This is a genomic window from Streptomyces sp. NBC_01485, assembly GCF_036227125.1.
GTDB lineage: Bacteria > Actinomycetota > Actinomycetes > Streptomycetales > Streptomycetaceae > Streptomyces.
Genome location: NZ_CP109435.1, coordinates 8,652,570 through 8,679,067, shown reverse-complemented (window position 1 = coordinate 8,679,067; position 26,498 = coordinate 8,652,570). Strand labels below are relative to the sequence as shown.

The window sequence follows — 26,498 nt, the reverse complement described above, 5'->3', positions numbered from 1 at the left end:
TCCGGAGGGCGGACGCCACGGGCGGCGACCTCATGCCATCCTCCAGCACCTGCACATCATGTGCAGTAAAGGGTCCGGCAGATCTTGACCATGAGAAGGGAAACCGTGAGGTCGGGTACGGGCGTCCTTCTCTCCTTGCGGGTCTCCTTCGAGGAGACTGCGACACTCGTCCGTGTGCTCACTTTCGACGACCTGCTCGAACGGGCCCGTTCCCTCGCCGGGGACGGCCGCCGGCGCGCGCTCCTCGGTATCGCCGGCAGCCCCGGCGCGGGCAAGACGACCCTCGCCGAGCGCCTGGTGCGGGAGTTGAACGGCGCCGGGGAGCCCTGGGTCGCGCACGTCCCGATGGACGGTTTCCATCTCGCCGACGTCGAACTGGACCGGCTCGGCCGCCGGGGCCGCAAGGGCGCGCCCGACACGTTCGACGCGGCCGGGTACGCGGCCCTGCTGCGGCGGCTGCGCGAGGAGAGCGACGGCGACGGCGTCGTGTACGCGCCTGGCTTCGAACGGGTCCTGGAGCAGCCGATCGCCGGCGCGCTGCCGGTGCCGCCGACGGCCCGGCTGATCGTGACGGAGGGCAACTACCTCCTGCTGGGCACGGGCGCGTGGACGCGGGTGCGGGCCGCGCTGGACGCGGTGTGGTTCTGCGAGTTGGAGGAGGACGAGCGCGTCCGTCGACTGGTCGCCCGGCACGAGGAGTTCGGCAAGACGCACGAGGAGGCGGTGGCGTGGGTCCTGCGCACCGACCAGCGCAACGCCGAACTGGTGGCGGCCACGCGGGACCGGGCGGACCTGGTGGTCCGCCCGGGGTGACCGTCAGCGGCCTGCCGCGCGCAGCGCCAACTCCGGTTCGCCGTGGGCGTCTTCGCCGCCGAGGACGGCCGTGAACGCGTCCGTCCGCACGGTCAGTCCCGCCGTGCCCCGCTCCACCGACACGGTGAGCGGCTCCTCGGTGCCGTACCGCACCGCGAACACGTGCAGGTCCTTCGGCGCGTCCGGGACCGGGTCCGCCTCCAGGGCCGTCGAGCTGACCAGGTGGCGCCAGCCCTCGTCGGGGTCGCCGTAGCCGCGCGGGTCGGCGGCGAGGGCGAACGCGGCCTGTTCCTGGGTGAGTTCGGCGCGGGCGTCGAAGTGCTCGGCGCCCTGCGCGGCCGGGTGCGTGAGGCGCAGGGCGCCCGCCGAGGAGACGGCCGCGTGCGCCGTACGCCGGACCCGGTCGCCGTCGTCCTCGGCGTACGGCAGGCCGGCCAGCAGGTACGGCGTGCCCGGGAGGCGTTCCACGGCGACGGTCGTCCACAGGGTGGTGCCGTCGGTGACGTACAGGGAGCGGACGCGGCGCAGGACGTGGTCGCGGCCGACGACCGGCTTGGTGACCAGCTTGGCGGTCAGGCCGTCGGCGCGGGCGTCGCGCACCCGGACCTCGCCCATGGGGCGGCACAGCAGGAAGCCGTCGGTGACGGGGCCGAAGCCGTGCTGGCGGTGGACTGCGGCGGGCAGGTAGTAGGTGCCGGCCGCCTCGATCACCGCCGGGGTCATCCGGTCGTCGAAGGCCACCGAGACCGTGCCGGCCCGCAGTTGGTGGCGGGCGGCGGCCGGGGACGGCTCGCGGTGCCAGGGCGTGGTGTCCTGGGTCTGCCAGACGAGCATCCACGCGAAGTGTCCGTCGACCTCGCCGTCCGCCTTCACCGCGTGCCGGGCCCAGCGGCTGTCGCCCCGGTAGCGGCCCAGGTCGGAGCCGATGCGGGCGCCGAAGTAGCGCAGGCCGAGGACCGACTCGAAGGCCGAGTGCTGCTCGCTGTAGCGGGGGCCGCCGTTGTCGAAGCCGCCGCCGGTGAGGCGGGCGTCGATGTAGCGGGCGAGGGCGTCGCCGTCCTCGGCGAAGACGGGTTCCCCGCTGATGCGGTGGGCCTGGGCGAGGAAGGAGAGGGAGATCGGGCCGTAGTTGTTGTCGTAGGCGCCGCCGTGCTCGGGGGGCAGCAGGGCGCCCCGGTCGCGGACCCGGTGGGCGCGGATCTCGTCGGCGTACAGCGCCAGTGCGCGGGCGCGCACCCGGGCTCCGTCGGCGGCGGGCAGGTGCCGGGCGAGCATCAGGCCGCCCACGACGCAGCCGATCGCCTGGTTGCCGGCCTCCTGCGGGTTGAAGAAGGTCGCCTCGGTCAGCCAGCTCCAGTAGCCGCGCGCCACGTCCAGCAGTTCGGTGCGCGGGCCGTCGTCGACCAGACCGTCCGCCGCGTCGAGGACGTTCACCGCCTGGAGCAGCGCCCACACCGTGCTCGGCCAGTCGCCGATCGGGTGGGCGCCGGGCGCCAGGGTGTAACGGGCGTACGGCAGGCCCGAGTCGCGTACCCGCAGGTTGGGGTAGCCGGGGTTGTCGTCCCGGTAGACCCGCTCCCGCAGGTGGAAGGCGAGGCTGCGGCGCACCGCGTCCGGCAGGCGCGGGTCCTTGGCGCGCTGCCAGGCCAGGGCCAGCAGGGAGGTGATGCCGAGGGAGGTGTCGCCGATGTCGTCGACGCAGTCGGGGTGTTCGAGGTTTCCGTCCGGCGTCAGCCGCCGCAGGGCCTGCTCGGTGACGTCGGCGAGGACGGCGTCGTACGCCTGCGGGGTGTCGGGCAGGTCGTGCAGCGGGCCGCGCTGGTGGAGGAGGTGCACCCGGGATCAGCCCTTCATGCCGGACGTCGCCAGGCCTTCGACCAGCCTCTTCTGGAAGATGAGGAAGCAGATCAGCGTCGGCAGGAGGGCGAGTGTCGACATGGCGAACATCGGGCCGTAGGAGGAGCCGCTGGTCTGGTCCATGAAGAGGGTCAGGCCGAGGGGGACGGTGAACTTGTCGTTCTGCTGGAGGTAGACGAGCTGGTGCAGGAAGTCGTCGTACGTCCAGATGAAGGTGAAGATGGTGGTGGTGACCAGGGCCGGCTTCATCAGCGGCAGGATGATCTTCCAGTAGATCTGCCAGGGGTTGGCGCCGTCCATCATGGCCGCGTGGTCGAGCTCGCGCGGGATGGAGCGGATGAACTGGACCATCAGGAAGATGAAGAAGGCGTCCACCGCGAGGAACTTCGGCACGATCAGCGGCAGATAGGTGTTGATCCAGGTCAGGTTGTAGAAGATCGTGTACTGCGGGATGAGGACGGCCTGCGTGGGCAGCATCAGCGTGCCGAGCATCAGGCCGAACCAGATCTTCTTGCCCCGGAACTCGAAGCGCGCGAAGGCGTAGGCGGCCAGCGAGCAGGAGATCACGTTGCCGATCACCGCGCCGATCGTGACGATCAGCGAGTTGGTGATGTACAGCGAGAAGGAGTTGCCGGAGCCGCTCCAGCCGTCGGCGTAGTTCTGCGGGTTGAGCTTGTTCGGGATCAGCCCGGGGTGGGTGAAGATCTCCGTGTCGGGCTTGATCGAGCTGCTGAGCATCCACAGCAGCGGGTAGAGCATGACGACCGCCACGCCGATGAGCAGGGTGTGGAGGAAGATGCGGCGGGCGCCGGTGGCCGAGCGGAGCTTCCGCAACGGCGACGCGTTCGGGGTGATGGCGGACATGGTGGGAAGGACTCCTCGCTCGGACTTCGGTCGTCAGTCGTCAGTCGTCGATCGTCAGTCGTCAGTCGTCAGTCGTCAGTCGTCAGTCGTCGATCGTCGGACGTCGGTCGTCAGTCGTCGTAGTGGACCCAGTAACGGCTGGCGATGAAGTTGACCGCCGTGAAGCCCGCGATGACCAGGAACAGCACCCAGGCCATGGCCGAGGCGTATCCCATCTGGAGGTCGGCGAAGCCCTTCTTGTACAGGTAGAGGGAGTACAGCATCGTCGAGTTGAGCGGTCCGCCGGTGCCGTTGCTGACGACGAAGGCGGGCGTGAACGTCTTGAACGCGTCGATGATCTGCAGCACGACGTTGAAGAAGACGATCGGCGTCAGCAGCGGCAGGGTGATCCGGAAGAAGCGGGTGACCGGCCCGGCGCCGTCGATCTCGGCCGCCTCGTACACGTCCCTGGGCAGTTGCTTCAGGCCGGCGAGGAAGATGACCATCGGGGTGCCGAACTGCCAGACGGCCAGCAGGATCAGGGTGTAGATCGCGGTGTCTGGGCTGGAGATCCAGTCCTGGCCCTCGATGCCGAACCAGCCGAGGAAGTCGTTGAACAGACCGTCGCCGCCGAAGACCTGGCGCCACACGATGGCGACGGCCACCGCCCCGCCGAGCAGCGAGGGCAGGTAGAAGGCGGCCCGGTAGAGGCCGATGCCCTTCAGGTCCCGGTTGAGCAGCATCGCCACGCCGAGCGCCAGCGCGAGCTTCAGCGGGACGGAGACGGCGACGTACAGGAGCGTGGCGTGCACCGTGTCCCAGAAGACCGGGTCGGCGGTGAACATCCGCTCGTAGTTCTTGGTGCCGACCCACTGCGCGGGCGTCAGCAGGTCGAAGTCGGTGAACGACAGGTACAGCGAGTCGAGCATCGGGTAGATCGTCAGGCCGAACAGGCCGACGAACCAGGGGGCCAGGAAGACGTACGGCCACCAGCCGCCGCCCCGCCGTCGGGCGAGGCGGCGCCGCATACGGTCGCGCTCCCGCTGGTCGGACGGGGTCGCCGGGGCCGGCGTCCCCTTCGCGACCTCGTCGGTCTTCGCGGTGGTCATGCTCATCTTCCTGACCCTCTCCCGGTGTCTCTACGTGCTCCGCGCCTTACGCGGACAGAATGCCTGCCGCCTGGTCGAAGAACTCGCCGAGCTGCGCCTTGATGGACTTCTTGCCGAAGGCGATGGCGAGGTTGGACTGGAACAGCAGGTTCCAGATCTGGTCGGCGCCCTGCGGCGGGGCCGCCGGAGTGGGCAGGTCGTTCGTGGCCTTCGTGACCCGCTTGGAGAGGTAGTCGGCGACGTCCATGTTCCGCTTGTCCGTGGCGTCCAGCGCTCCGGCGATCACGGAGCGGGCCTTCTCGGTCGGCGGGATGCCGCGCTGCAGCATCATGTCCTTGATGGCCGTCTGATCCTGGGCGATGAACGACATGATCTTCACGGAGTCCGCGACCCGCTTGCTCGCCTTGGTGGCGCTGAGCAGCACACCGCCGTTGACGTAGTTGCCCTCGCGCGCGCCGGACCAGTCGCCCTGCGGGGTGGGCAGGAAGTCGAGGGTGGCGTCCGTGATGGAACCGCCCGCGCCGTAGACGCCGGAGTCGAAGGTGAACAGGGCCTTCCCGAGGACCACGGCGTTCTTGGTGAGGTCGTTGTGCGCGGCGGAGGTGACCGCCGGCGCCGGGGCGGCGTTGATCTTGCGCATCTCGGCCCAGTACTCCCACCATGCCTGGAGGGTCTCCGGGGTGAAGCCGAGCTTCTTGCCGTCCGTGGTGAACAGGTCCTGGCCGTGCTCGCGGGCGAAGATCTCGAAGGCGTTCAGGGTGCCGCCGCCGCCGTCGTCGACGCCGTGGATCTTTCCGCCGCTCTTCTTGTGGATGTCGACGGAGAGGTTCTTCAGATCGGCCCAGGTCCACTCGCGGTCCGGGAAGGTCAGCCCCAGCTTCTCCAGACCGCTGCGGTTGGCCGTGAGCTGGCTGATGCCGATGCCGGACGGGACGCCGTACAGCTTGCCGTCGACGGTGCCGGCCGCGAGCAGTTCCTTGGAGAAGCCGGTGAGGTCCAGGGACTTGCCGACGTAGGAGTCGAGGGGCGTGAGGACGCCCTTGCGGGCGTACTGGGCGACCAGCGCACGGTCCATCTGGAGCAGGTCGGGGGCGCTGCCGCCGGCGATGTTGGTGTTGAACTTGTCGAAGTACCCGTCGTAGCCGGAGTACGTCTCCAGGATCTCGATCTTCGGGTTCTTCTCCTGGAAGGCGGCCAGCGCCTTCTTGTACGCCGCGTGGCGCTCGTCGCTGCCCCACCAGGTCATGGTCAGCTTGCTGCTGGTGCTGCCGGCGCCGGTCCCGCCGGCGCAGGCGCTGAGCGCGCTGCCGAGCGCGCCGGCGGCGGCCAGTCCGCCGGCGGTGCGGAAGAGGGTTCTGCGCGAGATCTGGTGACCCACCGGGTCCTCCCTGAGGTGCGTGACGGATTTCCGGGCCGGTCGCTGCGGCACGGGTGCATTGTTCTCGGATGTGCGCCTTCCGGGGGCGCGGCCTCGCCCGGCCGCGTCGTCCCTGCGGGTGCGGTCCCCGGCCTCCGGGCCGTCACCGTGCGAGCACGCCCTCGCGTGGCTGCCGTACATCTTCGTGCACGGGCGGGACGCTCCTCCCGAGCCGGCGTCCCGACCGACTTAGAAAGCGCTTGTCCGGACATTGGCAGACCAAGTCGGAGGCCGTCAATCCTCAGCCCGCGCGGTCTGGGTCACGGTTTGGACTCCCCTGGCGACCGCGAGCCGTGCGGCGCCCGTAACAGTGCCGTAATCGCCGACGGTGCTGCTGACCACCTCGGTGGGCCAGCTCAGCCGGGCCAGTTCGGCCCGCACACCGGGCAGGAGCTGCGGATCCGCGCCGGTGCTGCCGCCGAGCACGATCAGGCCCGGGTCCAGTACGGCGGTGACGGCGGCGGCGAGCCGGCCGATGTCCGCGGCGTGCCGGCCTACGACGGCGCGGGCGGCGGCCCTGCCCTCCCCGGCGAGGGCGAAGAGCCGTTCGGTGGTGCGGGGGCACGGGCCGTCCGCGGCCTGCCAGGCCGCACCGGCCCGGCGCAGCAGGGAGCGGGCGCCGATGTACTCCTCCAGCGCCTCCTGGCGCGGCTCGCGGCCGTCGTCCCAGGGGTAGGGCAGCCGGGCCAGCTCTCCGGCGGCGCCGTTCGAGCCGCGCAGCACCTGCCCCCCGACGACGATGCCGAGGCCGATGCCCACGCCGATGCGCAGGTAGCCGAAGGTGTGACGGCCGCGCGCGGCGCCCTCGTGCAGTTCCGCGAGCGCGGCGCAGTTGACGTTGTTCTCCAGGTGGACGGGGACGCCCGGCGGCAGGGCGACGGCCATGGCGTCGAAGACCGGCCCCGCCTTGGCGGTGGCGGGGCGCATCCCGCTGCCCCGCCGGTCCCGCGCGGCGACGTCACCGACGGCGACGACGACGGAGCGCAGCGGGACACCGGCGGGCAGCGCGGCGAGCGCCTCGCGTACGGCGTCGGCGGCGTCCTCGCGGGAGGCGGTGGCCTCGGCGAGCGGGGCGCCGTCCAGGGCGCAGCCCCGGACCCGGGTGAGGGCGGGGCCGAGGTCGACGGCCAGTACGGCGCCGGCGGCCGGCCCGAGGCAGTAGACGGCGGCGGAGCGGCCGGTGCCGCTGGAGGCGGTGCCGGAGTGCGCGGCGAGCCGGGCGCCCTCCAGTTCCGCCACGGCGGAGGACACCGTCGGCTTGGACAGCCCCGCCAGGCTCGCGAGCTGCGGCCGGGTCGCGCTGCCCGCGCGGGCCAGCACGGTGAAGACGGTGTTCGCGCTCTCGGTCAGGCGGGGGGCCGCAGCCACGTCGAGTTCCACAGATTCCCCCACACGGGTACAGGGGCGCTCGCCCGCCGAATGGTCGGGTGCGCGATGACTCTTGACGCACTGTACTTCGTTAGTTAACTTCCTAACGAACTTCACGGTACTCGCCTGCCGTGCTTCGCCAGAGGCCCGTCCCGGGGCTTCCCTAGTCCACCGAGTCACGTTTCCCGTGGTCACGGTCTCGCCCGCCGTCGCAGGCTTCAGCGCGCCGACGAAAGAGGATCCGATCCGTGCAGGACACTCCCCCTTCGCACCCCCTTACGCGCGCGTAAGGGGGTGGCCGTCGTGGCCGCCGGTCAAGGGCGCGCCGGAGGTGGCGCGTTCGGTTCCGTGAGGGGCCGGTCGCACGTTCACCGGCATGTCCGTGAGGTGCCGATCGCACATTCACCCGCAGGACATGTTCCGGTTGCCGGGCCATCGCAGAAGAGACACAGCCCGGCCGTAGATCTTCGCTCAGAAGCGTCATCCGGCTCACCGGTCGTCACCGGAACCTCGAGCCGCACGTGATCGCACCTCTTCCCGCCGGCCCCACGGCCGAAGAACTCCAGAGAGGCACCACCCATGCCGTCATCCGCCGGGCTCAGCTCCCCCACGGCCGTCAACAGAAGGCGTTTCCTGAAGGTCTCCTTCGGCGGCTCGGCGGCCCTGGTCGCCGCCCCGACACTGGTCTCCTGGCTGGGCGCGGCCGACGCGAAGGCCGCCGCGGGCCCGCTCACGTTCGTCGACGACTACAGGACGAACCTCACGGCGAACCTCACGCCCGAGACCAACGCCGTGGTGCGGGTCCTCGGCGGCTTCGCGAAGGTGTGGAAGACCGGCCCGGCGTGGAACACCGGCACCCCGCTGCGGCCCGACATACTGCGCGCCAACGTGCGCTACTGCGTCGACGTCACCCGCTCCCGCACCCAGGCGCAGGGCAGGGAGGCGTTCGTCTACGACCGCCAGCACCAGAGCTACGCGATGATCGGCGGCCTGGGTCCCCTGGCGGACCTGTACAAGACCGGCGCCAAGGCGGTCACGTCGATCACGAGCGCGCCGGACGCCACGCCCGCGACCACGATCAACGACGCCGTGCCCGCCGACGCGCCCGCCGGCTCCGCGATCGGCGCCGGCTCGCACACCTCCGACCTCGGCCAGGTCGCGACGCTCGTCGACACCGTGCGCGGCCCGTTCGCCTCCGGCAACCCGGGCAAGGCCGCCTTCCAGTACCCGCGTCCGTGGCGCATGAACGAGAACAGCCAGGTCGTCCCCACCGGGAAGACCGACGCGCTCGGCTACCCGGTCTACGAGTCGAAGGTGGTCGTCGTCCCGCAACTGCTGCGGCAGCGCGGCACCTCGGCCACGGACGACGGCGGCTTCCCCAGCGGTCACACCAACGCCTTCCACCTGGCCTCGCTGGCGCTCGCGTACGCGGTGCCCGAGCGGTTCCAGGAGCTGGTGACCCGCGCCCTGGAGCTGAGCCACACCCGGATCGTCGCCGGCATGCACTCCCCGGTCGACGTCCTCGGCGGCCGCATCATGGCCACCGCCCTCGCCGCCGCCACGCTCGCCGACCCGGCCAACGCCGAGCTGAAGGCGGCCGCCCGCGCCCAGGCCGTGGCCTACTTCACCCAGAAGACCGGCGCCACGGCCGACACCCTGTTCGCCCACGCGCACTCCGACGCCTCCGACAGGTACGCCGACCGGGAGGCCAACGCCCGCGCCGTCGAGCCCAGGCTGACGTACATCCTCGACCAGGAGGGCCGCAAGAACCCGCTCACCGTGCCCAAGGGCGCCGAGGTGCTGCTGGAGACCCGGCAGCCGTACCTCACGGCGGCCCAGCGCCGCGAGGTGCTGCGCACGACCGCGCTGCCCTCCGGGTACGTGCTGCTGGACGGCTTCGAGCAGTGGGGCCGGCTCAACCTGTTCGCGGCGGCGGACGGTTACGGCTCCTTCGACTCCGACGTCACGGTCACCCTGGACGCGTCCAAGGGCGGCTTCCAGGCGGCCGACGCCTGGCGCAACGACATCGAGGGCGACGGCGGTCTGACCAAGCGCGGCTCCGGCACGCTGACCCTGACCGGGCACAACCGCTACCACGGCGGCACCGTGCTGGAGGCGGGCGTGCTCGTCGCCGGGCACGCGAACGCGCTGGGCCAGGGCGATGTGCGGCTGACCGGCGGCACGCTGCGCGCGGGCGCGCCGGTGCGGGTACGCGGCGCGTGGGCCCAGGGGTCCGGCGCGGTGCTGGATCTGACGGTGCGTGGACACCACGGCGCGGTCCTCACCGTGTCCGGGCGGGTCCGGCTGGAGAAGGGCTCGGTGCTGTCGCTGCGCCTGGACTCCGAGCAGCCGCCGGCCGCGGGGACGACCGTCCCGGTGATCGACGCGTCGGCGCTGCGCGGTCAGTTCGACCGTATTGAACTGAACTCCGACCGTCTGCGGGCCGTACCCGTGTACACGGCGGACGGTCTGTCGGTACGACTCCTGAAGCGGTAACGCCCGCAGGGGCGGGAGCTGATGCAGAGTAGGCCCATGAGGCTGCTCCGGATCGCTCCCGCCACCGCCCGGCCGGCGTCACCGCAGGGCGGATGATGGCGCGCGAACTGCACACGACCCTGGAGCCCGGGCCCACCTCCGACACGGGGCAGGCCCGGTCCTCGGCGTCGGCCCGTCGACGACGGCTCGTGCCGCTCCTGGTGGTCGCCCTGCTCGCGCAGATGGCCGTCGCGATGGTCACGTCCGCGCTGCGGCAGACGCCGACCATCGACGAGCCGGTGTACGTCGCCACGGCGGCGGACTACCTGCACGAGCACCGGGTGCGCTACAACCCGGAGCACCCGCCGCTCGGCAAGCTCGTCGTCGCCGTCGGCGTGGTCTTCGCCCACCCGCACGTCGACGCCTCGTTCACCGACGCCCAGGCGGCGGGCCGGCACCTGTTGTACGAGTCCGGCAACGATCCCTGGCGGCTGATGCTGTGGGCCAGGCTGCCGGTGATCGTGCTGACGCTGCTGTTCGGCCTGGTGGTGTTCGCCTTCGCCCGTGACCTGGCCGGCCTCGCCCCCGCGCTGACGGCGCTCGCCCTGTACGCCTTCTCCCCCGACGTCGTCGCGCACGGCTCGCTGGCGACGCTGGACGTCCCGGCGGCGGGCTTCCTGCTGACGTCGGTGTGGCTGCTGTGGCGGGCCCGCCTCGGCAGGCCGCGCCTGTGCCTGCCGCTCGCGGGGGCCGCGCTGGGCGCGGGCCTCGCCACGAAGATGAGCACGCTGCCCGCGGTCCCCGTGCTGATGGTCCTGGCGGCGCTGTCGATGTGGACCCTGCGGCCCCGCGACCTCCGAAAGGCCTTGTCGGCGGCGGCAGTTGTGGCGGTGGCCGCCGTGGGCGTCGTCTGGCTCACCTATCTGACGGTCGATCCGCTGCTGCGCTGGGATCCGCGGTCGACCCATGTGCCCGTGGTGCACGGCCTGCGCGGGCTCCTCGTCCACCTGATGCCCTTCCCGGAGGCCTACCGGGACGGCATGCGGATCCAGTTCGGTCTGGAGAACGAGACGTGGCAGGGCTTCCTGTTCGGGCACGTGTACTCCGGCTCGCGGTGGTACTACCTGCCGGTCGCGCTGGTCGTGAAGACCCCGCTCGGCATGCTCGCCCTGTGGACGGCCGGGGCGGTCGCGATGATCGCGGTGCGCCGGCTGCGGCCCGCGGCGCCGTACGTGCTCGTCCCGGCCGCCGTCCTGCTGGCCTCGGCCATGACCGGGTCCCGGGACCTGGGCACCCGGTACGCCGTCTTCCTGCCGATGTTCCTGGCCGTGGCCGCCGGTTGTGTCCTGACCGTGCGCCTGCGGTGGACCCGGGTGGCGGCGGCGCTGCTGGTGGCGTTCGTCGCCGTCAGCTCGCTGCGGACGTTCCCCTACTACCTGCCGTACTCCAACGAGGCGTTCGGCGGCCCGGCGAAGACCCATCTGCGGCTGCACGACTCCAACGTGGACTGGGGCCAGGACCTGGGGCGGCTGGCCGACCGGCTGCACAGCCGCTACCGGGGCCAGCGGGCGTGGCTCGTGTACAAGGGCAGCGGGGTGCCCGGCTACTACGGCATCAGGGCCGCCGATCCGCGCCGGGTGCCCGCGCGTCAGGTGCACGGACTGCTGGCCGTGTCGGACTCCGCCGTCGCCAAGGCGAAGGGCCGGCTGGCGTTACTGCTGCGCTCCAGCCGAACGGTCGACGAGGTCGGACACTCGATCACCCTGTACCGGCGATGAGCCGCGGTCACCGGTCAGGGACGGGCGTGTTCGCCCTCCCTGACCGCCGGAAGCCCTGAGTTATGTTGAGTTTCGTGGAAGACAAAGGAGGCGCACAGGTGCCATCGCCACAACAGGCACGTGCACAGGCGTCCGCGATCACCTCGGGCAGAACCGGTCCGGAGACGGAGGTGTCCCCGACCACCCGGCTCCGGGCGCTCTTCGACGGCCCCCATCTGTCCCCTGGCCAACGGCGCATCGCCCAGTATCTGATCGAGCACATCAACGAGGCGGCGTTCCTGTCGATCACCGACCTCGCGGACCGCGTCGGGGTGAGCCAGCCCTCGGTGACCCGGTTCGCCGCGGCGGTCGGCTTCAGCGGGTATCCCGCGCTGCGGGAGAGCCTCCAGTCGATCACGCTGGGCGCCCTGGCCGGCGGTCCTGCGGCGGCCGAGGTGAACCGGAGCAACGAGCTGCAGGCCGCGGTCGACGCCGAGATCGAGAACCTGGAGAACCTGCGGCGCGACTTCGCCGACCCGGACCAGGTCATCGACGTCGGCCGCAAGCTGTCGCAGTCGACGCCGCTGACCATCGTGGGCCTGCGGATCTCCGCCTCGCTCGCCGAGTACTTCGCCTACGCCGCCCGCCGGGTCCACCCGGACGTCCGGCTGGTGACCCAGGGCGGCAGCGTCGCCTACGACGCGCTGCTCCAGTCCCGGGAGGCCGGCGGCACCTGGGTGCTGGCGTTCTCGATGCCCCGGCACGCGCAGGAGACCCTCACCGCCGTACGGGTCGCGCGCAGCGCCGGTCTCAAGGTCGCGCTGATCACCGACCTGGCGCTGGGACCGATGGCCGACGAGGCCGACGCGACCTTCGCCATCGGCACCGGCTCCCGTCTGGTCTTCGACTCCTACGCGGCCCCCGGGGTGATGGCGTCGGCGCTGCTCCAGGCCATGATCGACGCGGGTCCCGAGCGCACCCAGGCCCGGCTGGAGGAGTACGAGCAGATCGCCGAGCAGCACCAGTTCTTCCTGCGCGAGTGACCGCTCCCCGCCCTCCCCACCGACCCCCGCCTCCCACGAAGCAGACACCCCCTCCCCCCGAAAACAGCCGGCGGATCATTGTGAAGATTCAGCGCATGAATTTTTTCATACACCTTGCCAAGAGGTCGGCATATATAAATACTGCTCGTCGGACCACTGGCAACGACGCCACACACCCGGAAGCGACGATCATGACTCTCACGAAGACTCGCATCAGCTCGGACTGGCCGTGCCAGGTAAAGACGCCCGGCAGCTACGACTGGGAGCGCTCGGCGGCCAAGTGGCTGCGCGAGCTGGTGCCCGCGCGCTACGCGAGCTACCCCGCGCTGCTGCGCCACCCGGTACTGCTCGCCCGCCATGCGCAGATCCAGGTCCAGAACGAGGTCCGGGTGGCCCGCACCGCTCTGCAGACCGCCCGCGCCGACCTGCCCCGGCTCGGCCTGCCGGAGTCGGTCATCGAGCACACGATCAAGATGTACGCGGCCGAGGTCATGCAGTTGCAGCACATCGCCCGCAGCGTCCGCGCGGTCACCCAGGCCCTCGTGGAGCAGAGCTCCGGGCGCTGAACGGGACGATCCGTTCCGTCGCCCCGACGGGCATCGGGCCTGGCCGGGGCGTTGCCGCAAGACCCCGATCGATTCCGCGTCCGTGTGCCATGCTCAAGGCGTGACGAGCGAACCCGCCCTGCCCGCACAGTCCGGCGGCGTGCCCGGCGGTGTGCCCGACCTGGCGGCGCTGACCCGGGTCGTGGCGCGCCAGCGCGCGGAGTTGGACCGGCTCCAGGATCTCGCGGCCACCTCGGCCGTGGTGGAGCGCGCCAAGGGCGCGGTGATGGCCCAGCTCGGCTGCTCGCCGGACACCGCGCAGGAGGTGGTGCAGCGGCGGGCGGAGACCGCGCGGCGCACGCTGCTGGAGGAGTGCTGGATCATCCTCGGCGCCCTCGCCCCAGCCCCCCGCACCGAGCCGGAGCAGACTCCGGCCGACGTGTCCGTGTGGGCGACCGTGCCCGCGCCGGCCGCCGGGGAGAGCGACGCCGACGTACTCGGCGGCCTGGGCCGGGCCCTCGTCCGCGTCGGCACCCCGCACGAGCTGGCCCGGTGCCTGCTCGACCGGCTCGCCCCGGACATGGGCGCCGACGCCGTGATGATCTACGCGCGGCTGCCCGCCGGCGGACTGGAACTCGTCGGGCACGCCGGCATCGACGACACGCTGACCTCCCAGTGGAGCCGGGTGCCGCCGCTCGGCGGGATCGCCGCGCTGGACGTCCTGGACGCCGGACAGCCGCGCTGGCTGGAGGACCCCCGCGCGGACGGGAAGCGGTACCTGCTGATCGGGGACCCGCCCGAGCGGTGGGGGTCGCGCGCCTGGCTGCCCGTGGTCACCGGGGACACGGCCGACGTCGCGCTCGGCATCCTGCGCCGCCGCGAGGGCGTCTTCCCGCCCCGGGTCCGTGACCGGCTGCTGGCCGTGGCCCGGTTGTGCGCGGGCCCGCTGCGCACGTTCGGCGCCCGGCAGACGCCCGCGGCGGGCGCGGCCGCGGACGCCGTGCAGACGGTGTTCGACCGGCTGCCGGTCGCCGCCGTGCTGCTCGCCCCGCTGCGTTCCCCGTCGGGCGGCGTCGAGGACTTCCGCATCGACGCCGCGACCGGCCTGACCTCCGACACCGTGGGCCGCAGCGGGCGCGAACTGGTCGGTCTGCGGCTCCTGGAGTGCCGGCCGGAGATCGCCGACGAGCCGCTCTGGCAGGGCTGCCTGGACGCGCTGGCCGGCGAAGGGCCGTACGAGGGCGAGCCGTACGCCCGGCAGCAGGTGGTGGCCGGGGTCAGCGAGCTGTCCACGTACTCGGCGCGGGCGGCGCGGCTGGGCGACGGGCTGGTCGTGAGCTGGGTCCGGCACGACCCGTCCGACCGGCAGGAACAGCGGCTGGCGGACGTGCAGCGGCTGGGCAACCTCGGCTGGGCGACCTGGAACCTGGTCACCGGCGAGACGAACTGGTCCACCCAGGTCTTCAGCATCTTCGAGCGGGATCCCGCACAGGGCGTCGTCCCGCTCGCCCGGTTCCCCCGCCTCGCCCTGCCCGAGGACGTGCCCGTGCTGGTGCGTGCCGTCGGGGAGCTGGTGCGCCGCGGGCGGCCGTGCGACGTGCCGTTCCGGATCGTCACCGGGGACGGCGTCCGGCATCTGCGGGTGGTCGCCGAGGCGGTGGCGGACGTCGACGGCGCACCCGTCGAGGTGCACGGCTTCGTACAGGACCTGACCGCGCAGCGCAGCGCCGAACTCGCGCTCGTCGCCAGCGAGCGGGCGATCCTCACCCAGCACGGGGTGCTCCAGGCCGAGCGCACGGTCGCGGCCCGGTTGCAGGACGCGCTGCTGCCGCTGCCGAAGCGGCCCGTCCGGCTGGCCGGGCTGCGCGTCGACATCGCCTACCTGCCCGCGCAGTCGGGCCTCAGTGTCGGCGGCGACTGGTTCAGCGCCATCGAACTGCCCGACGGCGACGCCCTGTTCGTGGTGGGCGACGTCGCCGGTCACGGCATCGGCGCCGTCGCGTCGATGGCCCTGCTGCGGTTCACCGCCAAGGGCATGGTCATCACGGGTTCGTCGCTGACCGGGGCGCTCACCCGGCTCAACGCGCTGCTGCTGCACTCCCGCGACCCGCACGGCTCGGCGACCATGGTCCTGGCCCGCTACAGCCCGGGCGAACGGCGGCTGAAGTGGGCGCAGGCCGGTCATCCGCCGCCGCTGCTGGTGCGCGGCGGTGCGGCACGCTGCCTCGATCGCCCCTTCGGGGTGCTGCTCGGCGCGACCGACACACCTCGCTACGAGGAGGCGGAGATCCGCCTGGAACCCGGCGACCGCCTCCTCCTCTACACCGACGGCCTCGTCGAACGGCCCGCGGAGAGCATCGACCAGGGCCTGGAACGGCTCGCCGGGGCCGCCGCCCACCCCGGCGCGGCCGGGCGGGCCTCGCTGGACCGGCTGCTCGGCGCGATGCTGGAGCCCGAGGGGCGCGACGACGTGTGCGTGCTCGACATCCGGGTGCCGCTGCCGCGCGACGCCGAGGGGTAGCGGCCCTCAGCCGTCGCGGTGCCGCCCGTCCCCGGTCATTGCGTGCCTGAGGCGGTACGGGACTCGAGATCGCGGCGGGTGTCGTCGCCGTAGACGCCGCTCTCGTCGCCGCGGATGCCGTACCAGAGCTGGAAGCGGGCCACGGCCTCGGTGAGCACGGTGTCGTAGCGGCCGTCGGTGGGTCCCTTGGCGTACACGTCCGGGATGCGCAGCAGGCGCTTCTGGAGGTCGGTCACCTCGGGGCCGCTGTCCCCCTCCCGGAGGGTGCCGGCTCCGTCGGGGTCGGCGGACGCCGCGGAGGTCGCGGTCGGGGTGGCGGTCGGCGCGGGTGTCTGTGCGGCGGCCTGCTGGCCGCCACGGCCGGGCAGCAGGAGCGCGCAGGCGAAGCCGACGAGCGCCGCCGCGCACACGCCGATCGTGATCGCGGCACGTCGCCGGCCGGCACCGGAGTCGGCGCGGGCGCGGCCGCGGGCCGCGCCTCTGGCGCCGGCCCTGCTCGTGCTCCTGCTGGTGGCCCTGCCGGGCATGGATGCGGGGGATGCGGGAGATGCGGGGCGGGGGCGCTCGCTCGCCCAGTCCCGGCCGCCGCGTGGCGACGGCGTGGTGGGCGGGCGTGGGCCCACCGGCGGGAGCTCCTCCGTCTGCACCCCTTCCGCCGCCCGCTCGACCGGCAGGGATATCGCCTCGTAGGAGTCGGTGTCCTGGGTCAGTTCGGCCATCTCGCGGAACAGCTCCGCGAGGGCGTCGGTGTTGCGCGGTCGCAGGACCCGGATGGGCTCCAGAACCGTGCGGTCGTGCGGTTGTCCGGATTCGTCCGGTGTCGGCACGCTCGTCTCCCTCCCGTGGGTCCCCCAGGAGAGATACGGGCGATCGGGCCGCCGGGTTCAGTGGCGCGGTCGCCAGGCGCGTTCAGTAGGCGTTCAGTGGGCCAGCAAGCGGTGCAGGGAGCGGGTCGTCGCGGCGACGAAGGCGTCCCGCCCGGCCTCGTCGAGCGCGTCCAGGGACAGATACGGGTTGAGGTCCTCCAGCTCCACCAGCAGCAGTTCGCCGTCGGGGGCGCGGCAGGCGTCGACGCGCTGGATGCCGTGCGCGAGACCGTTCCAGTCGACGAAACGACGGGCGAACTCCAGGTCCCGTACGGCGGGTACGTACGGCTGAAGCTGCCAGCGGCGGTCGGGGTCCGGGGCGTACACGGCGTACTGGAAGTCGTGGTCGACGTAGACGAAGGAGACCTCGTAGGCGAAGTCGACGCACGGCTGGAGCAGGACCGAGCCGTCGGCCAGGGCGGGGAGGGCGTCGGGCGTGACGATCCGCAGGCCTATGGAGTCGGCGCCGAGTTTGGGCTTGACCACGTACCGGTCGGACCCGGGCAGGAGGTGCAGATCCTCGGCGCGGTCGACGGTGGGGATGACGGGGAACCCCTCGGCGCTCAGGTCGAGGAGGTACTGCTTGCCCGCCATGTCGGCGCGGCCGGTGAGCGGGTTGTAGACGCGTACGCCGTCGCGCAGCGCGCGCTCCCGGAAGGCCTCGTACTCCTTCAGGTAGCCCAGCACCGGGCCGCTGTTGCGGACGACGACGCCGTCGAAGGCGTGCATCAGGGCGGCGGCGTCCTTCGGGTGGCACAGGGCCAGGTCGAAGTCCGCGCGCAGCCGGGAGGTGAGGAAGACGTCCTCGTCGCAGTACCGGCGGCCGCGGGCCTGGTAGGCCAGGTCCGTGACATAGAGGAGACGGGGGCGGGCGGCGGGCATACGGGTCTCCTGGCGGCTGTCGTGCGGGGGCGGGTGCGGGTGCGGGGGTGGGATGGCGCGGTGCGGGGTGGCGGGGTGGCGGGGTGCGGAAAGGCTACGTCAGAGGGGCGGCGACGCCCCCGGGGCGGGACGGCCGCGGGGCGGGACGGCCGCGGGGCGGGACGGTCGCGGCAGGCGGGGCGCGGGGAGGGGGCGGGGAGGGGGCGGGACTCCTGGGCGGTGGTGGACGAGAGGGTCGTACGATGACAGGACCGTCGTTTTCTCCTGAAGGGCTCGTCGACTCCCGTGACCACCGCAACACTTCTCGACGGCAAGGCAGCCGCGGCCGACATCAAGAACGAACTCGCCCTCCGCGTCGAGGCGTTGAAGGAGCGCGGCATCACTCCGGGGCTGGGCACGATCCTCGTCGGCGACGACGCGGGCAGCCGTTCCTACGTGGGCGGCAAGCACCGCGACTGCGCGCAGGTCGGCATCGCCTCGATCCGGGTGGAGCTGCCCGCCGACGCCTCGCAGGCCGATGTGGAGGCCGCCGTGCTGCGGCTCAACGCCGACCCGGCGTGCACCGGCTTCATCGTGCAGCTCCCGCTCCCCGCCCAGATCGACACCCATGCCGTGCTGGAGCTGATCGACCCGGTCAAGGACGCCGACGGGCTCCACCCGACCAACCTGGGCCGCCTGGTCCTCGGCATCCCGGGCCCGCTGCCCTGCACCCCGCGCGGCATCATCGACCTGCTGCGCCGCAACCACGTGGCGATCACCGGCCAGCAGTTCTGCGTCATCGGCTGCGGGGTCACCGTGGGCCGGCCGCTGGGCCTGATGCTGACCCGCAGCACCGAGCACGCCACGGTGACCCTGTGCCACGAGGCCACCCAGGACACGGCGGCGCACGCCCGCGAGGCGGACGTGGTGGTGGCCGCGGCGGGCGTGGCGCACATGGTCAGGCCTGACTGGATCAAGCCCGGCGCGACGGTGCTGTCCGTGGGCCTGACGCGCACGGTCGAGGGCATCCTCGGCGACGTCCACCCGGACGTGAGCGACGTCGCCGGTTCCTTCGCGCCGCCGATCGGCGGGGTGGGGCCGATGACCCGGGCGATGCTGCTGACCAACGTGGTGGAGGCGGCGGAGCGGATCTGACGCCGGCACGGCACCCCGTGCCGGGCACTCGGTTCCCCGTCTGGAGGGAACTGAGTGCCATCGGTGCCGCTCGGATGTTACGTTCCCGACCATGAGCGCCACTCAAAAGGCGGCGGAGGCCAAGCCGCCCATGCGGGACGCCCTGGTCGCGGCGGCCTTCCGGCTGTTCCTGGAGCGGGGGTACGAGCAGACCACCGTCGACGAGATCGTGGCGCTCGCGGGGGTCGGCCGACGGTCCTTCTTCCGCTACTTCCCCTCCAAGGAGGACGTGGTCTTCCCCGACCACGAGCGGTGCCTGGCCGACATGACCGCCTTCCTCGCCGTGAGCGACGAGGGCGCGGAGCCGGTGCGGCGCGTCTGTGACGCCGCCCGGCTGGTGCTGCTGATGTACGCGGAGAACCCCTCCTTCTCCGTGCAGCGCTACCGGCTCACCAAGCGGGTGCCCGGGCTGCGCGCGTACGAACTGTCGGTGGTGTGGCGCTACGAGCGCGCCCTCGCCGAGTATCTCCGGGGCCGCTTCACCGGCCGGCCCGACGGCAACCTCCACGCCGAGGTGATCGCGGCCGCGGTAGTCGCCGCCCACAACAACGCGCTGCGTTCCTGGCTGCGTTCGGACGGCGAGGGCGACGCGAGCGCGACCGTCGACCACGCGCTGGGGTACGTCCAGTCGGCGTTCGGCACGGCCCCGACAGCCCCGACAACGCCGGCGGGCCCCGCAGTACCGAGAGCTCCAGCGCCTCCCGCCGACGAGCTGCCGGAGGACGTCGTCGTGGTCGTCTCCCGTCGCGGAGCGCCCCTGTGGCGGGTGGTGCAGGAGATCGAGACCGCGCTCGGCCGGGACCGGAGCCCGCCGGGATAGGGGTACGGAACAACGGTACGAAATAAGGGTCGAGATAAGGGTCGAGATAAGGGTACGCAGTACCTTTACGCCTGGCACTCAGTGTCATACCGTGTGGGCGTGCACGGTGGCACGGCGAACCGCGCACGTGGATTCCGGCCGAGTGCAGGGAGTTGACCCGCGTGTACCACCTCACAGGAAACGCCGTTCGGCAGGCCGCCGGCTCCGCGGCGGGCGTCCTCGACCGCGCGACCGCCGACGGCGACACGATCCTCTTCCAGCGCTGCACCTGGTGCGGCACCGCCATGTACCACCGGCTGCTGTGCCCGGTGTGCCAGGGCAGCGACCTGCGCACGGAGCGCAGCGAGGGCACCGGCACGATCCGCCACGCCACGGTGGTGCACCGCAACACCCCCGCCGCGCGCAACGTGTCCCTGGTCGAGATGGCCGAGGGGTTCGTCGTCCGGGGCCGGGTCACCGGCCCGCTCATCGGGATCCACAGCGGCGACCGCGTCCGGCTGTCCACGGTCAAGGACCCGGTGCGGGGCGAGCCGGTCTTCCAACTGCTCGACGAGCCGTACCGGGCCTGGCACTAGGACGACGGTCGGGTGACCGGGCCGAGTCCCGGCAACAGGTCTCCGATGCGCACCGGCCGCCCCGTCCCGAAGCACTGGTTCGCGGCGAGCCCCACGGCGAGGGCGAGCGCGACGTCGCGTTCGGTGGCGGGCGGCGCCTGCCGCGGCCAGCAGCCGGTTGCGGAAGGCCATCCGGGTGGGGCTGGGATCGCAGAGGGCGACGACGCGGTGGCCGGGGCGGACGGCGAGATCCCGGGTGAAGGTCTGGGCGCGGTGTCCGGTGCCGACGACTGCCCTGCGGAGGCGGGGAGTTGGGCTCATTCAGGTGGCCTTTCCTCGGGGCGGCCCGGGCACTCCGGCTGGCCGGTTTCTTGTCCTGCCCGGGCAGAGTCCGCCGGCACAGGCAACCCAAAGGTTCCGTTCGGCTTCCTTCGGGACGTGAGGGGCTCCCGGTACGGAGGGGGCTCCCGCGCTCCGACTGTTGAGGAGTGGACCCTTGATCCGTGCCCGGCGCATAGGTGTCACCGCCGTGGCCGCACTCGCGGCCCTGGCGGGAACACCGGGACTGGCACAAGCCCAACAACCTTCCGAGAAAAGGCCGTTGACCGCCTCCACCGACAGCGGACTGCCGCAGGGGTGGCAGGTCGGCGGGGATGGCGACGCGCGTGAGCTGGTGTGGCGGTCGCCCACGCCCGTTCCCGTCGGCGACGCCCGCGTGGAGTTCCACGCGGGCGACCGGCTGCTCGGCGTACCGAAGGCGGGGAAGGACGGCCGCACGTTCCGGCTCTCCCTCGACAAGGTCGGCGACACCCCCCTGAAGGATCTGCAAGTGCAGGCGGGCGGCCGCCGTTTGGACGCTCCCGCCGACAACTCGGCCACAGGCAAGCGGCGTTCACTCACCGCCCAGCAGCCCCCGGCTCCGGCGCCCGCCAACTCCGTTGACCCCGGCAAGCCGGGCGCGTACCGCACGGTCAGCGGCGAGTACGACCTCGACCCGGTGAAGTTGCCGGGCTTCGCCCAGCCGGTCGAGATGCAGGCCGTGGTCGTCGCACCCAAGGGTGCTACCGGCAAGCGGCCGCTCGCGCTGTTCCTGCACGGCCGGCACACCACCTGCTACACGCCGGGCAGCGACGAGCCCGACATCTCCTGGCCCTGCCCCGCCGGTATGAAGTCGATCCCGAGCTACAAGGGCTACCTCAAGGACCAGCAACTCCTGGCCTCGCAGGGCTATGTGACGGTGTCGATCTCGGCGAACGGCATCAACGGCCAGGACGGGGACGTCCCGGACGGCGGCGCGCAGGCCCGTTCCTCGCTGGTGCGGCAGCACCTCGCCAAGTGGGCCGACTGGGCCGCCCATCCGGCCACCGCCCCGGCCGCGGTGCCCGACGCGGCGAAGGCCGACCTCTCCCGCGTCCTGCTGGTCGGCCACTCGCGCGGCGGCGAGGGCGTCAACCGCGCGGCGCTGGACAGCCTTTACCCGGCGCCCGCAGCCGAGGACGGCTACCACGGCCCGGTCCGCTGGAAGATCCGTGGCACCGTCCTCGTCGGACCGACGATCTTCGGCCAGAATCCGGTCGCCGACGTCCCGTCCACGACCATCCTGCCCGGCTGCGACGGCGACGTCGCCGACCTCGAGGGAGAGACGTACCTCGACGGCACCCGCGGCATCAGCAACGGCAGCGCCCTGCACAGCGCGGTCTACGTGGTCGGCGCCAACCACAACTTCTTCAACACCGAGTGGACGCCGGGCAAGTCCGTGGCGCCCTCCTTCGACGACTTCTCCGAGGAGCCGGAGCATCCCGACCCGGTGTGCTCCGTGGGCACGGCGACCCGGCTGACCGCCGACCAGCAGCACCAGGCCGGCGCCACCTACATCGCCGCCGCGGCCCGGCTGTTCGTGGGCGGCGACGACCGGGTGCGCCCGCTGCTCGACGGCACCGGACGGCGTGCTCCCTCCGCCGACCCTGCCCGCGTCCTCGCGCATGCGGTCGGCGCCCGTCGCACGGGCGGTTTCCTGCCCGACGGCGGAGTGCGGGTGACCGGCGGCCGGGTGTGCTGGGCGGACCCCGACCCGGCCAAGGCGTGTCTGGCCGACACCGCCGAGGGAAGGTCCCCGCACTTCGGCTGGTGGGACCTGGAGAAGGACTCCGGCAAGAGCGCGGTCGCGCTGAACTGGTCCGCGCCGGGCGCCCCGGCGAAGATCACCTCCACCGCTCCCGTCTCCCTCTCCGGCGCCCAGAGCCTGGCACTGCGCGTGTTCGTACCGCCGAACACCACCGGCACCAAGCTGGACGTGTCCGTCACCGACTCCGCCGGCCGCCGCGCCAAGCTCGGCCGGGTCACCGTCGACGGGCTGCCGGGCTCCAAGCGCACCGCCTCCTACTGGGCCCGCGAACTGCGGGTCCCGCTGACCGCCGCCACCCACGCCCGGCTCGACCTCAAGCACGTCAAGTCCCTTGAACTGACCCCGCGTTCGGGGTCCGGGCAGGCATGGGTCATGGACGCCTGGGGCTGGGCCCCCGGCACGCCGGCGGTGCGGGCGGCGGCGCTGCCGCGCGTCGACATCGGCCGGATCACGGTCAAGGAGGGCGACTCCGGCACCCGCACCTACCACGTCCCCGTCCAGGTGTCCGGCCGCGGCAAGGGCACAGCCCGCTTCTACGTCGTCGACCCGGAGACCGGCGACGCCACGGAGAAGGTCGTCCCGGTCCGGCCCGGCCGCACCCCGATCGACGTACCGATCGACGTGAAGGGCGACACCCGCTTCGGCTACGACGAGGAGCAGAACGTCCTCGTGAAGGCTGTGCGCGGCGCGGTCGTCGGCTCCTACAAGGGCGGCGTCACGGCGCAGAACGACGACCCCGCGCCGAAGATCACGCTGACCCCCGTCACCGACCGCGTGACCGAGGGCGGGGCGCTGAGCTGGCGGATCTCCCTGTCCGAGTCCGCCGACGTGGACTTCTGGCAGCCGGTCCTGGTGCTCCCGGTCACCGAGGGCGCCGAACTGTCCACCAAGGACGTGGACCCGCAATGGCTGATGGACTCCGCCCGTGAGGTGCCCGACCCGGAGCGCCCGCTGTCCCAGGCCGGCCTGTGGGTCTGGATGAACGTGCCGGCCGGCACCACCGGCATCGACTTCACCGTGCCGACGGTGCCGGACCAGGTGACGGAGCCGACCGAGTCGATACGCCTCGCGCTGACCGACGACCACGCCGAGCCGCTACCGGACCAGCCGATCCTGACGGGGACGGTCCTGGACGCGCCGTAGCACGCAGGACAGGAAGGGGGGCATGGACCACACGGTCCATGCCCCCCTTCCGCGTACTCAGAGGCCTCAGAGGGTGATGCGGATCCCGACGGTCCCGTCCAGGCCCCGCCTCAGCCGGCTGCCGAGCAGGCTGAGGCGGCCGGCGATGCCGTACTTGCGGGCGAGCAGCGTGCGGTAGCGGGCGGTGGTCTCGGCGTCGCAGATCTCGGCAGTGGCCGGGATCTGCTCGCCCGTCGGCCTGCCCCGCACGTCGCAGGGGCCGACGAGGACGTCGCCGCGGGCCCGGATCCGCTTCACCTTCCACGACTCGACGGCCGACCAGACCCCGAGCGCGGCCCCGTCGCGCACCACCCACACAGGGGTGGCGACCCCGGTTCCGTTCTTCCGATAGCTGGTGATCAGCAGGTACTTGCCCGCCGCCAGCCGATCGACCGCCTTGTCACCCAAACCCGCGTCGTCCATACCCGCGTCATCCATGCCCGCAGTGTAGGCAGCCGCGCGGGTCACCACCTCGGGAGCCGCAGCTCGTAGTCGGGCTGGATCCGCCGCATGTACCCGGTGTCGTCGCGGCGGCGCATGCCCGAGTCGAGGTAGCGGCGGTGCAGCCGGTCGAGGGCGTCGTGGTCCAGCTCGACTCCGAGGCCCGGCCCGGTCGGCACCTTCACCGCGCCGTCCGTCACCTCCAGGACGCCGGGGACGATCACGTCGTCGGCGCTGTTCCACGGGTAGTGCGTGTCGCAGGAGTGGTCGAGGTTCGGGATGGCCGCGGCGACATGGGTCATGGCGGCGAGGCTGATGCCCAGGTGCGAGTTGGAGTGCATGGACAGGGCGATCCCGAACGCCTCGCAGACGGCGGCCAGTTCACGGGTGCGGCGCAGTCCGCCCCAGTAGTGGTGGTCGGTGAGGAGCACCTGGATCGCCTGCTGCCCGATCGCCGGCCTCAGGTGCTCCCAGGCGACCACGCACATGTTGGTGGCCAGCGGCAGCGGCGACTCCTTCGCGACCGCCGCCATGCCCTCGACGGTCGCGGTCGGGTCCTCCAGGTACTCGAGTACGCCGTCGAGTTGACGGGCCACGTACGTCGACGTACGCACCGACCACGCCGTGTTGGGGTCCAGTCGCAGGGGCTGGCCGGGGAAGGCCTCCGCGAGCGCCCTGATCGCGGCGATCTCGTCGTCCGGCGGGAAGACGCCGCCCTTGAGCTTGAACGAGCGGAACCCGTACCGCTCCTGCATCAGCCGGGCCTGCTCGACGATCCCGGCCGGGTCGAGGGCCTCGGGCCAGTCGTCGCCGATGGCCGGGCGGCCGTCGAGGGCGGGGTGTTCGGCCCACTTGTAGAAGACTTAGGCGGCGTACGGAACGGAGTCGCGCACCCGCCCGCCGAGCAGGTCGCAGACGGGCCGCTCCAGCAGCTTGCCCTGGGCGTCCAGGCAGGCGACCTCGACGGCCGAGACGGTCCAGCCGCGCTCGTGGGAGCCGGGCACGGTCGGCAGCAGGGCCGCGTCGATCGCGGCGGAGACGGCGGTGGCGTCGAAGACGTCGAGTCCTACGACGGTCCGCGCGGCGGTCTCAAGTCGTTCCAGCCGCACCGCGCCGCCCGTCGACTCACCGAGCCCCACCGTGCCGTCCTCCAGCACGAGTTGGAGAATCACGCGCAGGGCGAGCGGCTCGTGGACGCCGTTGGAGTTGAGCAGCGGCGGGTCGGAGAACACGATGGGCGTGACGATCAGTTCGCGGATACGGGTGTCGGCGCTCATACCCCGACCACCACCTCCAGTCACATCCATGAACATGTTTCACGAATCTAAATCGAAGCGCCCAAGCTACGAATCGTCTCCACCCCATGTCAAGACATGGCCGCCGCCATCCGTCGTACGCCCTCGGTGAGGATCTCCGGCGAGGTGGCCAGATTCAGACGGACGTGCCCGGAGCCGCCCGTGCCGAAGTCCGGCCCGGAGCTGAGGGCCACCCGGCCGCGCTCCAGGAAGACCGAGGCCGGATCGTCACCGAGGCCCAGCGCCCGGCAGTCGAGCCAGGCGAGGTAGGTCGCCTCGCCCGGCCGGTACCCGACGCCGGGGAGATGCTCGGCCAGGAGGGCGGCGAGCAGGCGCCGGTTGTCGTCCAGGCCGGCCAGCAGGGCGTCCAGCCAGACCGTGCCCTCGCGCAGGGCGGCGGTGTGGGCGAGGACGCCGACGTGACTCGGCCCGTGGCTCACCTCCTCGGGCAACAGGGCCAGGTCCGCGCCTGCCGCAGGACCCGCGACGGCCAGGGCCGCCTTGAGCCCGGCCAGGTTCCACGCCTTGGACGCCGACATGAGCGACAGGCCGCTCTCCGCGCCGGGGACGGCGAGGTAGGGCACGAAGTCGACGCCGGGGGCGGCGAGCGGGGCGTGGATCTCGTCGGCGACCACCCGGACGCCGTACCGCCCGGCGAGCGCGGCGACCGCCGACAGCTCCTGGGCCGTGTGCACGGTGCCGGTGGGGTTGTGCGGGCTGCACAGCAGGTGCGCCGCGCGCCCGCCTCCCGCGACCGCCCGCCGGTACGCCTCCTCCAGCACGTCGAGGTCGAGCCGTCCGCCGGCGTCGAGCGGCGCCTCGACGATCCGCCGGTCCATGTGCTCGACGAACAGGAAGAACGGCGGGTACACGGGCGGGTTGACGACCACCGCGTCACCGGGCCCGGTCACCAGCTTCAGCATCTCGACGACGCCCAGCATCACGTCGGGCACGATCGCCGTCCGCTCGACGGCGAGCCCGTCCCACCCCCACCGTTCGGCGGCGAACCCGGCCAGCGCCTCGGCGTAGGCCGTACCGGCCGGATAGCCGGTGTCGCCGAGCGCGAGGGCGTCCGTCACCGCGCGGACGACCGGCTCGGCGAGGGGTACGTCCATCTCCGCGACCCACAGCGGCAGCACGTCGGCCGGGTGGGTACGCCATTTCATGCTCGTACGGCGGCGGAGCAGGTCGAGGGTGAGGGCCTGCAAGGGGTTCGGTTCGCGGGGCGTCTCGTGCGGGATGCGCGTCATGGGGCACAAGATAGGGGGCCGTGGCGTGACCTGGGATCATGCGAACGCGACAACTCGACCGCGCCGGGCCGGACTCTCCGCCAGATGTGATCACTTCCGGGCTGAACGCTGCCGGGCCGCGGCACGTATGGACGGTGAGGGCGCTCGATGACCGGAGGGCCC

19 protein-coding genes and 1 pseudogene are annotated in these 26,498 nt (G+C 72.3%); 10 read left to right on the top strand and 10 right to left on the bottom strand.

Features of this window, described 5'->3' with window-relative positions; all coding sequences use genetic code 11:
- The first annotated feature begins 174 nt into the window (after positions 1 to 174).
- Positions 175 to 813, top strand: coding sequence for a nucleoside/nucleotide kinase family protein (locus OG352_RS37945; protein WP_329223204.1), 639 nt, complete (start codon positions 175 to 177; stop codon positions 811 to 813).
- A 3-nt stretch (positions 814 to 816) separates the two neighbouring features.
- On the opposite strand, the gene OG352_RS37940 is transcribed toward OG352_RS37945, so the two are convergent.
- The 5 genes from OG352_RS37940 to OG352_RS37920 all read right to left on the bottom strand — a co-directional run bounded on the left by OG352_RS37940 (position 817) and on the right by OG352_RS37920 (position 7,407).
- Positions 817 to 2,649 (bottom strand): hypothetical protein, encoded by a 1,833-nt coding sequence (locus tag OG352_RS37940; RefSeq protein WP_329223202.1) that lies wholly within the window; start codon positions 2,647 to 2,649, stop codon positions 817 to 819.
- 6 nt (positions 2,650 to 2,655) lie between these two features.
- Positions 2,656 to 3,534, bottom strand: coding sequence for a carbohydrate ABC transporter permease (locus tag OG352_RS37935; protein WP_329223200.1), 879 nt, complete (start codon positions 3,532 to 3,534; stop codon positions 2,656 to 2,658).
- A gap of 110 nt (positions 3,535 to 3,644) precedes the next feature.
- Positions 3,645 to 4,622, bottom strand: coding sequence for a carbohydrate ABC transporter permease (locus OG352_RS37930; RefSeq protein WP_329223199.1), 978 nt, complete (start codon positions 4,620 to 4,622; stop codon positions 3,645 to 3,647).
- Positions 4,623 to 4,668: 46 nt separating this feature from the next.
- The gene (locus OG352_RS37925) at positions 4,669 to 6,000 is read right to left on the bottom strand and encodes an ABC transporter substrate-binding protein (protein ID WP_329223198.1); all 1,332 of its coding nucleotides are present in this window, start codon (positions 5,998 to 6,000) and stop codon (positions 4,669 to 4,671) included.
- A gap of 273 nt (positions 6,001 to 6,273) precedes the next feature.
- Complete coding sequence (locus tag OG352_RS37920) at positions 6,274 to 7,407, bottom strand: ROK family protein (RefSeq protein WP_329223196.1); 1,134 nt, start codon at positions 7,405 to 7,407, stop codon at positions 6,274 to 6,276.
- Positions 7,408 to 7,986: 579 nt separating this feature from the next.
- Between OG352_RS37920 and OG352_RS37915 the strand changes: the two genes are divergently transcribed.
- The 5 genes from OG352_RS37915 to OG352_RS37895 all read left to right on the top strand — a co-directional run bounded on the left by OG352_RS37915 (position 7,987) and on the right by OG352_RS37895 (position 15,748).
- Positions 7,987 to 9,903, top strand: a complete 1,917-nt coding sequence (locus OG352_RS37915; RefSeq protein WP_329223195.1) for a phosphatase PAP2 family protein — start codon at positions 7,987 to 7,989, stop codon at positions 9,901 to 9,903.
- 92 nt (positions 9,904 to 9,995) lie between these two features.
- Positions 9,996 to 11,660, top strand: coding sequence for a phospholipid carrier-dependent glycosyltransferase (locus tag OG352_RS37910; RefSeq protein WP_329223192.1), 1,665 nt, complete (start codon positions 9,996 to 9,998; stop codon positions 11,658 to 11,660).
- A 98-nt stretch (positions 11,661 to 11,758) separates the two neighbouring features.
- On the top strand, positions 11,759 to 12,682 hold the full coding sequence (locus OG352_RS37905) for a MurR/RpiR family transcriptional regulator (protein WP_329223190.1): 924 nt from the start codon (positions 11,759 to 11,761) through the stop codon (positions 12,680 to 12,682).
- 191 nt (positions 12,683 to 12,873) lie between these two features.
- On the top strand, positions 12,874 to 13,248 hold the full coding sequence (locus OG352_RS37900) for a hypothetical protein (RefSeq protein WP_329223188.1): 375 nt from the start codon (positions 12,874 to 12,876) through the stop codon (positions 13,246 to 13,248).
- A gap of 100 nt (positions 13,249 to 13,348) precedes the next feature.
- Positions 13,349 to 15,748, top strand: a complete 2,400-nt coding sequence (locus tag OG352_RS37895) for a SpoIIE family protein phosphatase (protein WP_329223186.1) — start codon at positions 13,349 to 13,351, stop codon at positions 15,746 to 15,748.
- Positions 15,749 to 15,783: 35 nt separating this feature from the next.
- Here OG352_RS37895 and OG352_RS37890 read toward each other — a convergent pair whose 3' ends face one another.
- Both OG352_RS37890 and OG352_RS37885 read right to left on the bottom strand, forming a co-directional pair.
- The gene (locus OG352_RS37890) at positions 15,784 to 16,575 is read right to left on the bottom strand and encodes a peptidoglycan-binding domain-containing protein (protein ID WP_329223184.1); all 792 of its coding nucleotides are present in this window, start codon (positions 16,573 to 16,575) and stop codon (positions 15,784 to 15,786) included.
- 93 nt (positions 16,576 to 16,668) lie between these two features.
- Positions 16,669 to 17,496, bottom strand: coding sequence for a hypothetical protein (locus OG352_RS37885; protein ID WP_329223183.1), 828 nt, complete (start codon positions 17,494 to 17,496; stop codon positions 16,669 to 16,671).
- Between the two features lie 285 nt (positions 17,497 to 17,781).
- Between OG352_RS37885 and OG352_RS37880 the strand changes: the two genes are divergently transcribed.
- The 4 genes from OG352_RS37880 to OG352_RS37865 all read left to right on the top strand — a co-directional run bounded on the left by OG352_RS37880 (position 17,782) and on the right by OG352_RS37865 (position 23,311).
- A complete protein-coding gene (locus OG352_RS37880; RefSeq protein WP_329223181.1) occupies positions 17,782 to 18,630 on the top strand; it encodes a bifunctional methylenetetrahydrofolate dehydrogenase/methenyltetrahydrofolate cyclohydrolase in 849 nt (282 codons plus the stop codon).
- 130 nt (positions 18,631 to 18,760) lie between these two features.
- A complete protein-coding gene (locus OG352_RS37875) occupies positions 18,761 to 19,489 on the top strand; it encodes a TetR family transcriptional regulator (protein ID WP_329224132.1) in 729 nt (242 codons plus the stop codon).
- A gap of 161 nt (positions 19,490 to 19,650) precedes the next feature.
- Positions 19,651 to 20,064 carry a Zn-ribbon domain-containing OB-fold protein gene (locus OG352_RS37870; RefSeq protein WP_329223180.1) on the top strand — a complete coding sequence of 138 codons (414 nt, stop codon included), beginning with the start codon at positions 19,651 to 19,653 and terminating at the stop codon, positions 20,062 to 20,064.
- Between the two features lie 475 nt (positions 20,065 to 20,539).
- Entirely contained in the window at positions 20,540 to 23,311 is a 2,772-nt protein-coding gene (locus tag OG352_RS37865; protein WP_329223179.1) for an alpha/beta hydrolase family protein, read from the top strand.
- Between the two features lie 66 nt (positions 23,312 to 23,377).
- On the opposite strand, the gene OG352_RS37860 is transcribed toward OG352_RS37865, so the two are convergent.
- The 3 genes and pseudogenes from OG352_RS37860 to OG352_RS37850 form a co-directional block, all read right to left on the bottom strand.
- Positions 23,378 to 23,788, bottom strand: a complete 411-nt coding sequence (locus tag OG352_RS37860) for a PPOX class F420-dependent oxidoreductase (protein WP_443072447.1) — start codon at positions 23,786 to 23,788, stop codon at positions 23,378 to 23,380.
- 26 nt (positions 23,789 to 23,814) lie between these two features.
- A pseudogene (locus OG352_RS37855) lies at positions 23,815 to 25,068 on the bottom strand (glucarate dehydratase family protein).
- An 89-nt stretch (positions 25,069 to 25,157) separates the two neighbouring features.
- Positions 25,158 to 26,336: a MalY/PatB family protein gene (locus tag OG352_RS37850; protein WP_329223178.1), complete on the bottom strand. Its 1,179-nt coding sequence runs from the start codon at positions 26,334 to 26,336 to the stop codon at positions 25,158 to 25,160.
- Positions 26,337 to 26,498 lie beyond the last annotated feature (162 nt).